Source organism: Pseudomonas sp. LM13 (assembly GCF_041381355.1).
In the GTDB taxonomy this organism is placed as follows: Bacteria; Pseudomonadota; Gammaproteobacteria; order Pseudomonadales; family Pseudomonadaceae; genus Stutzerimonas; species Stutzerimonas frequens.
In genome coordinates, this window is record NZ_JACBXH010000038.1 from 14,098 (window position 1) to 25,978 (window position 11,881).

An 11,881-nucleotide genomic window follows, 5' to 3' on the forward strand; every position below is an offset into this window, starting at 1 on the left:
GTTCAGGCCTTCAGCTGCTCGAGGCTGGCCGGGTCCGGCTGGCCTCGAAAGAACACCTCCAGCGCCTTGTCGAACAACGCCGGGTCCGGTGCGATGCAGGCGAACAATGTCATGCAGGAATGAAACTTCAGATCGTCCGGGCGGCCAAGAATCTGCAGTGCGCTGTCGCCTGCATGCGCGAGCATCGCTTCGGTACAGGCTTGTAAGCGAGGCCCCAGCAGCGCGTGTTGCAAATAGGCAAGGGCCTCGTCGCGCCCGGAAATGGCATAGCGCTGCGCCATGGCACTACGGCCCAGGTCGCTCAACTGCGGGAAGATGAACCACATCCAGTGCGTACGTTTGCGGCCGGCTCGCAGTTCCTGCAGAGCCCGTTCGTACACATCCTGCTGCGCATCGACAAACCGCTGCAGATCGAAGAGATCGTTCATGGGAACGTTTCGCTGCTCATGACTGGTGCAGCTACGTTGCTACAGGACAATGTCGCTGACAACGGCCATCGGACGTCCGGCAGCAGGCTTCGATGCGCTGGAAGTCCACGGCATCGAGCCAGGTTGGGCAGTAAAGAAGGCGCAACGAAAAAGCCCCCGGCTTCGTATGAAGTCGGGGGCTTTTCTTGAATCTAATCTGGCGGTGAGGGAGGGATTCGAACCCTCGATACGATTTCTCGTATACACACTTTCCAGGCGTGCTCCTTCAACCGCTCGGACACCTCACCGGATCGACGGAGGTTCATGTCCGTCGAGGCGCGCTAATGTAATCGAACGAATGCCCTTTGGCAAAAACTTTTTTAACTTATTCATGTGCTTAACAAATCCGCATCGCTCGGGTGATGAGCTGCACGTTCCGCTAGACTCACCTGCAGCCTCGGCGCTCGCCTGGGTTATGTTGAAGGCAAAGCGAGTGGAGCGAAGCTGTCCCATGAGACTGACAGGTGAGTCAGGCAATCATCCCGATACCTTGTTGGTACCTACCCGACGCCGGGTGGCCGTGGCCAATCTTGAGTTGGGCATGTTCGTCTGCGAGCTGGATCGTCCATGGAGCGAAACGAATTTCGCCTTCCAGGGTTTTCCGTTGCTCACGCCCGACGAAGTGCGTGCCGTGCGCGAGCGCTGCCTGTACGTCTATGTCGACGACACGCGGCGGGTGCGGCTGCAGCACGGTGCAGCGGCCGCCGCCGTGGCGCCACGGCAGCGCAAGGCGCCGCAGCGATCGCGCCATGCGCTGGCCAGTGAGGTGGAAGAGGCCCGAGCGGCCTATCTGGATGGCGCCGGGCTGATCGAGCAGGTTCTCGCCGATGTGCAGCATGGTCGTGTGATCGACACCCGCGCCTGCCACGGCGTGGTCAAGCGCAACCTGGCGAGCATGCTGCGCAATGAAAGCGCGATGCTCTGGCTGATCCGCCTGAAGAGCAAGGACCTCTATACCAGCCTGCATTGCCTGTCCGTTTCGATCATGGCGATGGGCTTCGGCAACCATCTCGGCTTGCCGGATGACAAGCTGCAGCTGCTGGGCATGGCCGGGCTGCTGCATGACGTCGGCAAGATGCGCATCGATCCCGAGATTCTCAACAAGCCGGGCAAGCTCACCGCGGAAGAATTCGAGCTGATCAAGCGGCATCCGGCGTTCGGGCTGGAGGCGCTGAGTGCGCAGCCGGGTGTGCCTGAGGTGGCGCTGCAGGCCGCCTATGGTCATCACGAACGGCTCGATGGTACGGGCTATCCGCTCGGCTCCGGGCCGGCGCAGATTTCGTACATGACGCGCATCATCACCATTGTCGATGCGTTCGACGCCATCACCAGTCATCGCGCCTACGACTACGCGCGGCCGGTGCAGTCGGCGTTCGAGATCCTGCGCAGTGCCAGTGGTGTGCAGTTCGACGAGGAGCTGGTGCGTGAATTCATTCGCTGGCTCGGTGCCTTCCCGGTCGGCACGCTGGTGGAGTTGCATACCGGCGAAGTGGCCGTGGTGGTCGAAAAGCACGAGCGGCTGCAGCTGCGTCCGCGGGTCGTGGTGCTGCGCAACGCGGCGAAGGAGCGCTGCACACCCCGCTATCTGGATCTGGCGCGAATCACCGTGGACGAGGAGGGCACGCCCTATCGCATTTCCGGCGGGCTGCCGGATGGCTCCTTCGGCCTGCATATCGCCGATCCGGAGCTGCAGTCGATCCTGCATCCACAGGCGTTGACCGAGTTCGATCCGGATGCCTGAGCGCTCCAGTCCGAGCGCATGTCGAGACGCAAAGCGTGACCGGCTGGTCGGTCATCGTGCTTTACCTGAACCCGGGTGCTGGGTAACGTCTGCGCACTTCAAGAACAAGGAATCTCGTCATGACTGAGCTGGTCTCCTACCAATTCGAAGACGGCATCGCCACGCTGACGCTGTGCAACGGCAAGGTCAACGCGCTCTCGCCTGCGGTATTCGAGGCGCTCAATGCCGCGCTGGATCGCGCCGAGCAGGACCGCGCCATCGTCATCCTCACCGGCCAGCCCGGCATTCTTTCCGGTGGCTACGACCTCAAGGTCATGACTTCCAGCCCGCAGAATGCCATGGCGCTAGTCGCCACCGGCTCGACGTTCTCCCGCCGCATGCTGGCGCACCCATTCCCGATCATCGTCGCCTGCCCGGGGCACGCTATCGCCAAGGGCGCCTTCCTGCTGTTGTCGTCGGACTACCGCATCGGCGTCGAAGGGCCTTTCCACATCGGCCTCAACGAGGTGCAGATCGGCATGACCATGCACCACGCCGGCATCGAGCTGGCGCGTGATCGCCTTGGCAAGGCAGCGTTCCAGCGCTCGGTGATCAACGGCGAGATGTTCGATCCAGCCGGCGCGGTAAGCGCTGGCTTCCTCGACAAGGTGGTGCCGACGGGCGAACTGCTGGCGGTGGCCAAGGCTGCCGCCGAGCAGCTGAAGAAGATCAACATGGTGGCGCACAAGAACACCAAGCTGAAAGTGCGCAAGGCCCTGCTGGAGACCCTCGACCAGGCGATCGCACTGGACCAGCAGCACTTCGGCTGATCGTCCGCTCGGCTGCACAAGAGAATTTCTGCTCGAGTGCGCACGAGGGCCGGCCCTGCGTTTACACTGCGCGAGTGACGCCCCGCCGATGGCGGGGCGTTTTCATTTCTCATTCAGTGTCGCCTCGCAGGAGAGCCCCGATGTCCGCCCCGCACACCCCGGTAGAACGCGCCGATTTCGACCAGGTCATTGTTCCCACCTTCGCCCCCGCGGCCTTCGTGCCGGTGCGTGGTCTGGGCTCGCGAGTCTGGGATCAGAGCGGTCGAGAACTGGTGGATTTCGCCGGTGGCATCGCGGTCAACGCGCTGGGGCATGCCCATCCGGCCATGGTCGCGGCACTGACCGAGCAGGCCGGCAAGCTCTGGCACATCTCCAACATCTATACCAACGAGCCGGCGCTGCGTCTGGCCAAGAAACTGGTGGCGGCAACCTTCGCCGACCGTGCCTTCTTCTGCAATTCCGGGGCGGAGGCCAACGAGGCGGCGTTCAAGCTGGCCCGTCGTTACGCCCATGACGTCTACGGTCCGCAGAAATTCGAGATCATCTCGGCGCTCAACAGCTTCCACGGCCGCACCCTGTTCACCGTCACGGTGGGCGGGCAGTCGAAGTATTCCGATGGCTTCGGGCCAAAGATCGAAGGCATCAGCCATGTGCCCTACAACGACCTCGAGGCGTTGAAGGCGGCGATCTCCGACAAGACCTGTGCGGTGGTGCTCGAGCCGATCCAGGGCGAGAGCGGTGTCTTGCCAGGCGAACAGGCCTACCTGGAAGGCGCGCGCCAGCTGTGCAACGAGCACAACGCGCTGCTGATCTTCGACGAAGTGCAGTCCGGCATGGGGCGCACCGGCGACCTGTTCGCCTACATGCATTACGGCGTCGAGCCGGACATCCTGACCAACGCCAAGAGCCTGGGCGGCGGCTTCCCCATCGGCGCGATGCTGACCACCAATGAAATCGCCGCGCATCTGAGCGTCGGCACCCACGGCACCACCTACGGCGGCAACCCGCTCGCCTGTGCCGTGGCCGAGACGGTGGTGGACATCATCAATACGCCCGAGGTGCTGGAAGGGGTAAAGGCGCGTCACGAGCATTTCAAGGCTCGTCTCATGCAGATCGGTGAACGTTACGGCGTGTTCAGCCAGGTTCGCGGCCGTGGTCTGCTGATCGGCTGCGTGCTGACCGACGCCTGGAAGGGCAAAGCCGGCGCCTTCTGCGCTGCCGCCGAGAAAGAAGCGCTGATGGTGCTGCAGGCAGGCCCGGACGTGGTTCGCCTGGCGCCGAGCCTGGTCATCGACGAAGCTGACATCAATGAGGGGCTGGATCGTTTCGAGCGCGCCATCGCGACGCTGACCCAAGCCTGATCAATCTTCGCGCGGCGCCATGGGGCGTCGCGCTTCTACCAAACGAGAGCAATTCAATGAGCGATAGCCTGCAACTGGTTCTGGAAGACGTCGATGGAACCCAATTGGAAACCTCTTGCACCCGTTTCGCCGTGGTCTGGCAGGGGCGCGAGGTGTGGATTCAGCAAGTCGGCAACGGTCAGCTGATGATCGGCGTGGACGTCGAGGATGGCGATACCGAGTACGCCAATCTGGTGCTGCGCCCGCTGGCGACCAACCTGGTCAGCCTGCAGCTGGAAATGGAGCCGGTCGAGGCCGATGACGACGAGCACGTCCACGGCCCCGACTGCAACCACTGACCGCAGGCCGGCATGCTCGCCCTCGGCAAGCTGCTGGAGCTGACCCTCGCCGGGCGTGAACCCTGCGAGAAGATCCAGCTCACCCCGCATGGGGTGAAGCTGCACTGGCTGGCCGAGGGCGCGCTGCTCGTTTCTCCGCCCGCCAGCGCCGATCTCGGCCTGGATCTGCTGGTGTCCGCCGGCGTTCATGGCAACGAACTCGTTCCCATCCATGTGCTGGACCGTCTGATCCGGGCGCTTGCCCGTGGCGATGTCAGGCCGCGCGCGCGGCTATTGTTGCTGTTCGCCAACCCGGCAGCGGTGCGCCGGACGCAGCGGCTGGTCGACCATGACCTCAATCGGCTGTTCCGGGGCGCGCATGCCGACGTCTGGGGCAGCGAAGCCATCCGTGCAGCAGAGCTGGAGGCGTTGGTCAGCGGTTTCTTCGGCGACACAGGACGCGTGCGTCGACACTACGATCTGCATTCGGCGATGCGTCCGTCGCGCCTTGCTCAGTTCGCCATCCGCCCCTGGCACGAGGACGAGCAGGCAACTGTCGAGGCGCTGGCCAGGCTGCAAGGGCTGGCCATCGACGCCGTGCTTGTGCAACGCCAGGCAACGAATACCTTCAGCGCGATGACCGCCATGCGCCATGGCGCTGAGGCGTTCACGGTGGAGCTGGCCGAAGGCAAGGGCGGGGCGCTACCGGTTGCCGTCTCGCAGTTCGAGAACGGGCTGATCGCGATGATCGAGGGACGGATATTGCCGGCCAGTACCGGAGCCGAGCTTCAGCTGCTGCAGATTTCCCGCGAGATCATCAAGCGCAGCCCTCGGTTCAGGCTGTGCCTGCCGCCGGATATCGAGAACTTCACGCCTCTGCCGCTCGGCAGCCTGCTGGCGGAGGATGACGGTGCGCGCTGGGTGGTCGACGAACCGGGTGCTCTCATCCTGTTTCCCATGGCCGATGTCGCCGAAGGCCAGCGTGCGGCGCTGATCGTGGTGCCGCTGGAGCAAGCCGAAGCGGGGCGGTGAGGCATTCACTGCGGACATGCGCGGTTGCAATTGGCTGGCGGTGCCCATATCTAGGTCCATTCCCTTCGCGTTGTGTGCACTTCTTATGAGTACTGCTCTGTCCATTCGGCAGTTGACCAAGACCTACGGCAACGGCTTCCAGGCCCTCAAGGGCATTGATCTCGATGTCGCCGAAGGCGACTTCTTCGCCTTGCTCGGGCCCAACGGCGCCGGCAAGTCCACCACAATCGGCATCCTCTCGACCCTGGTGAACAAGAGTGGCGGCACGGTCAACGTGTTCGGCCATGACCTGGATCGCGACCCGTCTGGCCTCAAGCGCTGCCTGGGCGTGGTGCCGCAGGAATTCAACTTCAACCAGTTCGAGAAGGCCTTCGACATCCTGGTCACCCAGGCCGGTTACTACGGCATTCCGGCGAAGGTCGCCAAGGAGCGCGCCGAGCGCTACCTCAACCAGCTGGGGCTGTGGGACAAGCGCGACGTGTCCTCGCGCATGCTCTCCGGCGGCATGAAGCGCCGGCTGATGATCGCCCGCGCGCTGATCCATCAGCCGCGCCTGTTGATTCTCGACGAGCCCACCGCAGGCGTGGATATCGAGCTGCGGCGGTCGATGTGGTCGTTCCTCACCGAGCTCAACCGCGAGGGGATCACCATCATCCTCACCACCCACTACCTGGAAGAGGCCGAACAGCTGTGCCGCAACATCGGCATCATCGACCACGGCCAGATCGTCAAGAACACCAGCATGCGCGAGCTGCTCAAGCAGCTGCACGTGGAAACCTTCCTGCTCGACCTCAAGGAGTCGCAACTGGTGGCGCCCGAGCTGGGCAACTATCCGTCGCGGCTGATCGACCATCACACCCTCGAGGTGCAGGTAGAGAAGAGCCAGGGCGTCACCGAGCTGTTCCGCCTGCTCGGCGCTCAGGGCATCGAGGTGCTGAGCCTGCGCAACAAGACCAACCGGCTGGAGGAGCTGTTCGTGTCGCTGGTGGAGAACAACCTGAAGGTGAAGTCATGAGCGGCGAACTGCGTCCCAACCTGGTCGCGCTGCAGACCATCGTCCAGCGCGAGATCCGTCGCTACACGCGCATCTGGCCACAGACACTACTGCCCCCGGCGATCACCATGGTGCTGTACTTCGTCATCTTCGGCAGCCTGATCGGCGCGCGGATTGGCGACATGGATGGCTTCAGCTACATGGACTACATCGTGCCGGGGCTGATCATGATGTCGGTGATCACCAACTCGTACAGCAACGTGGTATCGAGTTTCTTCAGCACCAAGTTCCAGCGCTCCATCGAGGAGCTGCTGGTCTCGCCGGTGTCGCCCCACGTCATCGTCATAGGCTTCGCCCTGGGCGGCATCACCCGCGGGCTGGCGGTGGCGGTGATCGTGACGCTGCTGTCGATGTTCTTCACCGATCTGCAGGTGCATCACCTGGGCGTGACGGTGCTGGTCATCACTCTGACCGCGAGCATTTTCGCCCTGGGCGGCTTCATCAACGCGGTTTTCGCGCGCAACTTCGACGATATCTCGATCATCCCGACCTTCGTGCTGACGCCGCTGACCTATCTGGGCGGGGTGTTCTATTCGATCAATCTGCTGTCGCCGTTCTGGCAGACGCTGTCGCTGGCCAACCCGGTGCTGCACATGGTCAATGCCTTCCGTTACGGCATCCTCGGCGTCTCGGATATTCGCATCGGTGTGGCGATCAGCTTCATGCTGGTGGCGGTGGCAGTGCTCTATCTGGTGTCCGTGCATTTGCTCAAGAGCGGGCGGGGTATGCGCCAGTAGTCGGCGCTTCGTCCGTCTGCTGCGCCGATGGCGCTGAAAAGAACGCCGCGAAGCGCTAAACTTCGCGGCGTTTTTCGTTCAGGTTCCCTTCCGATGCAGCATCCCGCCGAACATTCCCCGCTGGGCAAGTCCAGTGACTACGTTGCCACCTACAGCCCGCACCTCCTGTTCCCGATTCCGCGGGCACCGAAGTGGGCCGAACTCGGGCTGACCGCCGAGACGCTGCCCTATCAGGGCGTGGACCTGTGGAACTGTTACGAGCTGTCCTGGCTGCTGCCGCCGGGCAAGCCTGTGGTGGCGATCGGCGAATTCGAGATTCCGGCGGACTCGCCGAACATCATCGAGTCCAAGTCGTTCAAGCTCTACCTCAATTCGCTGAACCAATCGGTGTTCGAATCACGGGACGCGTTGCTGGACGTGATGACCGGCGATCTGTCGGCCGCTGCCGGCAAGCCGGTCAGGGTGCGCCTGCGCACGCTGGATGAAGTCGCCGCTGAAGGCGTCGCCACGCTGCCAGGGCGGTGCATCGACGAGCTGGACGTAGCCATCGAGCACTACGACCATCCGCGCCCCGAGCTGCTGGCATGCGATGCCGAGCGGGTGGTCGAGGAATCGCTGCACAGCCACCTGCTCAAATCCAACTGCCCGGTCACCGGTCAGCCGGACTGGGGCAGTGTGGTGGTGGAGTATCGTGGTGCCGCGCTGCAGCCGGAGAGCCTGCTGGCCTATCTGGTGAGCTTCCGCCAGCATGCCGACTTCCACGAGCAGTGTGTGGAGCGCATCTTCCTCGACCTGCAGCGCCTGCTTCAGCCGGAGAAGCTCACCGTCTATGCGCGCTACGTGCGCCGTGGTGGACTGGACATCAATCCGTACCGCAGCACCGAGACGCTAGAGGTGGACAATCGTCGCCTGGTGCGCCAGTGACGCGGCGGGTCGCGTTCATGCCGCGACCCGGGACTTGCTTCAGATGCCCATGTTGGCCAGGGTCTGCATGATGTTGCGCAGGGTCATGGCCATGCTCGGATGGCTGACTTCGAAGCGCTCGACGGCCAGGTTGACGCCATCGACCAGCGAGTCGTTGTATTCGGTGCTGTCTTTGGTCGCCAGACGCGCTTCGATGTCTTGGGCGATCGCCTGCAGCGAGGCGCGCTCCTCGTCGGTCAGCGGCGTGTCCTGGGCCAGTTGATTACGCAGTTCTTCGAGCTGCGACTGCAGATCATGTTCCGGCATCTTGCTTCCCTCTCATGGATTTACGGGCAACGAGCGTTGCTCTCGATACCCGAAGGGTAAACCAGCCGCCTGGCCTTGTCTGTGCCTTTGCGGGGCGAGCCCCGGCTGGATTGACGGCGGACAGGCGGCCTGTCCGGCTAACTGCCGCAAATCGAATGTTCGCTCTATACTGCGCGGTCTGCGTCGGTGCGCCGCGTGCACCAAAACTAGGGAAAACAGCAATGCCCAAGATCGCAACGGCCTGGATCGCCGTGCTCAAGGCCAGTTTCGTCACCGTCGCCATGCTTGGCGCGACCCATGCCCTGGCTGCCGAAGAGGATCCGTGGGAAGGCGTCAACCGCGCGGTGTTCCGCTTCAACGATACCGTTGACACCTACACGCTCAAGCCCTTGGCCAAGGGCTATCAGAAGGTTACGCCGCAGTTCCTCGAAGACGGCATTGGCAATGTCTTCAGCAACCTCGGCGACGTGGTCGTGCTGGCCAACGATCTGCTGCAGGGCAAGGTCCGCGACGCCGGCATCGACACCAGTCGGATCCTGTTCAACACCACCTTTGGCGTGCTCGGCTTCTTAGACGTCGCAACCCCCATGGGGCTGCACAAGAACGACGAGGATTTCGGTCAGACCCTGGGCGTCTGGGGCTTGGGCAGCGGCCCCTACGTGGTGCTGCCCTTGCTGGGGCCGAGCACCGTGCGTGATGCAGCAGGTCGCGTGCCGGATGCGTTTCTCGAACCCTATCCGCACATGGATCACGTGCCGACCCGGAACATCACACGGGGCGTCGATCTGATCGACACCCGCGCCGGCCTGCTTTCCGCCGAGAAGATGATTCGTGGCGATCGTTATATCTTCGTGCGCAACGCCTATCTCCAGAACCGTGAATTCCGGGTCAAGGATGGCGAGGTCGAAGACGACTTCTGAGTTCAACCGCTGGCCGCGCCAGAGCGGCCAGCAACGGGGCAGGGCGGCGTCAGCTCATCGAAAGGATGGCCAGCCCCAGGCTCTGGCGGCCATCATCGAGCTGAATCACGCGCACTACCTCTGTCTGTGCGTCGAGGCCCTTCAGCTCGCTGTGCTCGGATGGGATCAGCACGCGCACCTTGTCGCCCATCTGCAGCTGCGTTCCGGCCAGGACTTGCATGCCGGTACTCGAGAGGTCGATACAGGTGCCGGCGAGTTTTGTATCGCCATGTTCCAGCGTGACGGTGGTTTCCACCCGCATCCTGATGAAATCGCGTTTTTCGCTGTAGTCGCGGTCTTTCTGGCTCATGGTTTCAACCTTTTATATATGGCTCGCTTGGTTCTTATAGCGCCCCTCAATTCGACCTGTAAAGCCGCCGGCCGGTCGGCTTGAAACCCCGATCGTATGGGAGTACCGTCTGCGCCTTGAAACGAACCCATGCCCAGCGTTTGCGCGGGGCCAATGCTTTCGCCAATCATCCTGGCGACACCGCCTGGTAGGAACATGCATAAACCAAGCGCGACGCTGCTGATCATTGATGACGACGATGTGGTTCGGGCCAGTCTGGCCGCCTATCTGGATGACAGCGGTTTTCGTGTCCTGCAGGCTGGCAATGGTCCGCAAGGCATGGAGCTTTTCGAGTCGGAGCAGCCCGATCTGGTCATCTGCGATCTGCGCATGCCGCAGATGGATGGCCTGGAGTTGATCCGTCAGATCAGCGAGCGTCAGCTCGACCTGCCAGTGATCGTGGTATCGGGCGCCGGGGTGATGAGCGATGCGGTGGAGGCGTTGCGCCTGGGCGCCGCCGACTATCTGATCAAGCCTCTCGAAGATCTGGCGATGCTCGAACACTCGGTTCGCCGCGCGCTGGATCGTTCTCGCCTGCGGCTGGAAAACCGCCGCTATCGCGAGCAGCTGGAGACCGCCAACCGCGACCTACAGGCCAGCCTGCATCTGTTGCAGGAGGATCAGGACGCCGGGCGCCAGGTGCAGATGAACATGCTGCCGGTGACCCCTTGGAGCGCCGACGATTTCGATTTCGCCCACCAGATCATTCCCTCGCTTTATCTGTCCGGCGACTTCGTCGACTACTTCCGCGTGGATGAGCGACGCATCGGCTTCTACCTGGCGGACGTGTCCGGTCATGGGGCGTCCTCGGCGTTCGTCACCGTGCTGCTCAAGTTCATGACTACCCGCCTGCTGTACGAATCGCGTCGCGGCGGGACGCTGCGTGAGTTCAAGCCTTCGGAAGTGCTCGACCACATCAACCGCGGGCTAATCAACTGCAAGCTGGGCAAGCACGTCACCATGCTCGGTGGCGTGATCGATCAGGAACGCGATGTACTGCACTACAGCATCGGCGGGCATTTGCCGATGCCGGTGCTGTTCGATGGCGAGAGCTCCCGCTATCTGGAGGGGCGTGGGCTTCCGGTAGGGTTGTTCGCCGAAGCCACCTATCAGGATTTTGAACTGGAGCTGCCGCAGACCTTCAGCCTGACCTTGCTCTCCGATGGCATTCTGGACCTTTTGCCCGGGGAAACACTCAAAGACAAAGAGTCCGCGTTGCCCGGTCTGATTACCGAGGCCGGTGGCACGCTGGATGGATTACGCCGAGTCTTCGGGTTAGCCGAACTGGCTGACATGCCCGACGATATCGCCTTGCTGGTGTTGAGCAGGAACCTTGCATGAGTACTGGAAGAATCCAGTTCGCCGAGATGGATGGCACCTTTGTTCTGAAGTTCATTGGTGAGATCCGTCTGACGCTCTGTTCGGCGCTGGATGCAACGATCGAGAAGATCTTCTCGTCGCTCAATTTCTCATCCATCGTCATCGATCTGACCGAGAGCCGTAGCATCGACAGCACCACCCTCGGCCTGCTGGCCAAGCTGTCGATTCTGTCGCGGCAGAAGGTCGGCATGTTGCCGACGCTGGTCACGACCCACCCGGATATCACTCGACTGTTGCAGTCGATGGGCTTCGATCAGGTGTTCAACATCGTCGATACTCCGCTGCCTTGTCCGGAGTGTCTGGCCGATCTGCCTTCACAGGATCAGTCGGAGGAGGTGGTGAAGGCCAAGGTGCTGGAGGCTCACCGCATCCTGATGAGCCTTAACGAGTCCAACCGCGAGGCCTTCCATGACCTCGTCACCGCCCTGGAGCGCTCCTGATCGGA

The 11,881-nt window shown here is 62.5% G+C and carries 14 protein-coding genes and 1 tRNA gene; 11 read left to right on the forward strand and 4 right to left on the reverse strand.

Features of this window, described 5'->3' with window-relative positions; translation table 11 throughout:
- Positions 1-2: 2 nt before the first annotated feature.
- Positions 3-428, reverse strand: a complete 426-nt coding sequence (locus tag HZR81_RS19025) for a DUF1810 domain-containing protein (protein WP_500128967.1) — start codon at positions 426-428, stop codon at positions 3-5.
- 197 nt (positions 429-625) lie between these two features.
- A tRNA-Ser gene (locus HZR81_RS19030) sits at positions 626-715 on the reverse strand.
- A 203-nt stretch (positions 716-918) separates the two neighbouring features.
- Between HZR81_RS19030 and HZR81_RS19035 the strand changes: the two genes are divergently transcribed.
- From HZR81_RS19035 to queF, 8 genes are all read left to right on the forward strand, one after another.
- Positions 919-2,208 carry an HD-GYP domain-containing protein gene (locus HZR81_RS19035; protein ID WP_500128968.1) on the forward strand — a complete coding sequence of 430 codons (1,290 nt, stop codon included), beginning with the start codon at positions 919-921 and terminating at the stop codon, positions 2,206-2,208.
- Between the two features lie 119 nt (positions 2,209-2,327).
- Complete coding sequence (locus tag HZR81_RS19040; RefSeq protein ID WP_102840920.1) at positions 2,328-3,017, forward strand: crotonase/enoyl-CoA hydratase family protein; 690 nt, start codon at positions 2,328-2,330, stop codon at positions 3,015-3,017.
- A gap of 140 nt (positions 3,018-3,157) precedes the next feature.
- Complete coding sequence (locus HZR81_RS19045; RefSeq protein ID WP_312443779.1) at positions 3,158-4,378, forward strand: aspartate aminotransferase family protein; 1,221 nt, start codon at positions 3,158-3,160, stop codon at positions 4,376-4,378.
- A gap of 56 nt (positions 4,379-4,434) precedes the next feature.
- Complete coding sequence (locus HZR81_RS19050) at positions 4,435-4,716, forward strand: hypothetical protein (protein WP_011912811.1); 282 nt, start codon at positions 4,435-4,437, stop codon at positions 4,714-4,716.
- Positions 4,717-4,728: 12 nt separating this feature from the next.
- On the forward strand, positions 4,729-5,727 hold the full coding sequence (locus HZR81_RS19055; RefSeq protein WP_500128969.1) for a succinylglutamate desuccinylase: 999 nt from the start codon (positions 4,729-4,731) through the stop codon (positions 5,725-5,727).
- Positions 5,728-5,812: 85 nt separating this feature from the next.
- Entirely contained in the window at positions 5,813-6,742 is a 930-nt protein-coding gene (locus HZR81_RS19060; protein ID WP_063544017.1) for an ABC transporter ATP-binding protein, read from the forward strand.
- Positions 6,739-7,518 carry an ABC transporter permease gene (locus HZR81_RS19065; protein WP_063543968.1) on the forward strand — a complete coding sequence of 260 codons (780 nt, stop codon included), beginning with the start codon at positions 6,739-6,741 and terminating at the stop codon, positions 7,516-7,518. The genes HZR81_RS19060 and HZR81_RS19065 overlap by 4 nt, the downstream gene beginning before the upstream one ends.
- A 93-nt stretch (positions 7,519-7,611) precedes the next feature.
- Positions 7,612-8,442: an NADPH-dependent 7-cyano-7-deazaguanine reductase QueF gene (queF, locus tag HZR81_RS19070; protein WP_500128970.1), complete on the forward strand. Its 831-nt coding sequence runs from the start codon at positions 7,612-7,614 to the stop codon at positions 8,440-8,442.
- Positions 8,443-8,481: 39 nt separating this feature from the next.
- Here queF and HZR81_RS19075 read toward each other — a convergent pair whose 3' ends face one another.
- Positions 8,482-8,748: a DUF4404 family protein gene (locus HZR81_RS19075; protein ID WP_063543972.1), complete on the reverse strand. Its 267-nt coding sequence runs from the start codon at positions 8,746-8,748 to the stop codon at positions 8,482-8,484.
- A gap of 281 nt (positions 8,749-9,029) precedes the next feature.
- Between HZR81_RS19075 and HZR81_RS19080 the strand changes: the two genes are divergently transcribed.
- Entirely contained in the window at positions 9,030-9,668 is a 639-nt protein-coding gene (locus HZR81_RS19080) for an MlaA family lipoprotein (RefSeq protein WP_500128983.1), read from the forward strand.
- Between the two features lie 49 nt (positions 9,669-9,717).
- On the opposite strand, the gene HZR81_RS19085 is transcribed toward HZR81_RS19080, so the two are convergent.
- Positions 9,718-10,017: a PilZ domain-containing protein gene (locus tag HZR81_RS19085; protein WP_110777533.1), complete on the reverse strand. Its 300-nt coding sequence runs from the start codon at positions 10,015-10,017 to the stop codon at positions 9,718-9,720.
- 195 nt (positions 10,018-10,212) lie between these two features.
- Between HZR81_RS19085 and rssB the strand changes: the two genes are divergently transcribed.
- On the forward strand, positions 10,213-11,397 hold the full coding sequence (gene rssB, locus HZR81_RS19090) for a two-component system response regulator RssB (protein WP_483378839.1): 1,185 nt from the start codon (positions 10,213-10,215) through the stop codon (positions 11,395-11,397).
- Entirely contained in the window at positions 11,394-11,876 is a 483-nt protein-coding gene (rssC, locus tag HZR81_RS19095; protein WP_015277472.1) for an anti-sigma factor antagonist RssC, read from the forward strand. Before rssB ends, rssC begins: the two co-directional genes overlap by 4 nt.
- Positions 11,877-11,881 lie beyond the last annotated feature (5 nt).

Excerpts from the sequence above, each read along its gene's own strand:
- HZR81_RS19035 (WP_500128968.1), top strand. The coding sequence starts at position 919 with ATGAGACTGACAGGTGAGTCAGGCAATCATCCCGATACCTTGTTGGTA.
- HZR81_RS19060 (WP_063544017.1), top strand. The coding sequence starts at position 5,813 with ATGAGTACTGCTCTGTCCATTCGGCAGTTGACCAAGACCTACGGCAAC.
- HZR81_RS19080 (WP_500128983.1), top strand. The coding sequence starts at position 9,030 with ATGCTTGGCGCGACCCATGCCCTGGCTGCCGAAGAGGATCCGTGGGAA.
- HZR81_RS19025 (WP_500128967.1), bottom strand. The coding sequence starts at position 428 with ATGAACGATCTCTTCGATCTGCAGCGGTTTGTCGATGCGCAGCAGGAT.
- queF (WP_500128970.1), top strand. The coding sequence starts at position 7,612 with ATGCAGCATCCCGCCGAACATTCCCCGCTGGGCAAGTCCAGTGACTAC.
- HZR81_RS19065 (WP_063543968.1), top strand. The coding sequence starts at position 6,739 with ATGAGCGGCGAACTGCGTCCCAACCTGGTCGCGCTGCAGACCATCGTC.
- HZR81_RS19055 (WP_500128969.1), top strand. The coding sequence starts at position 4,729 with ATGCTCGCCCTCGGCAAGCTGCTGGAGCTGACCCTCGCCGGGCGTGAA.
- HZR81_RS19050 (WP_011912811.1), top strand. The coding sequence starts at position 4,435 with ATGAGCGATAGCCTGCAACTGGTTCTGGAAGACGTCGATGGAACCCAA.
- rssC (WP_015277472.1), top strand. The coding sequence starts at position 11,394 with ATGAGTACTGGAAGAATCCAGTTCGCCGAGATGGATGGCACCTTTGTT.
- HZR81_RS19075 (WP_063543972.1), bottom strand. The coding sequence starts at position 8,748 with ATGCCGGAACATGATCTGCAGTCGCAGCTCGAAGAACTGCGTAATCAA.
- HZR81_RS19040 (WP_102840920.1), top strand. The coding sequence starts at position 2,328 with ATGACTGAGCTGGTCTCCTACCAATTCGAAGACGGCATCGCCACGCTG.
- HZR81_RS19045 (WP_312443779.1), top strand. The coding sequence starts at position 3,158 with ATGTCCGCCCCGCACACCCCGGTAGAACGCGCCGATTTCGACCAGGTC.
- rssB (WP_483378839.1), top strand. The coding sequence starts at position 10,213 with ATGCATAAACCAAGCGCGACGCTGCTGATCATTGATGACGACGATGTG.
- HZR81_RS19085 (WP_110777533.1), bottom strand. The coding sequence starts at position 10,017 with ATGAGCCAGAAAGACCGCGACTACAGCGAAAAACGCGATTTCATCAGG.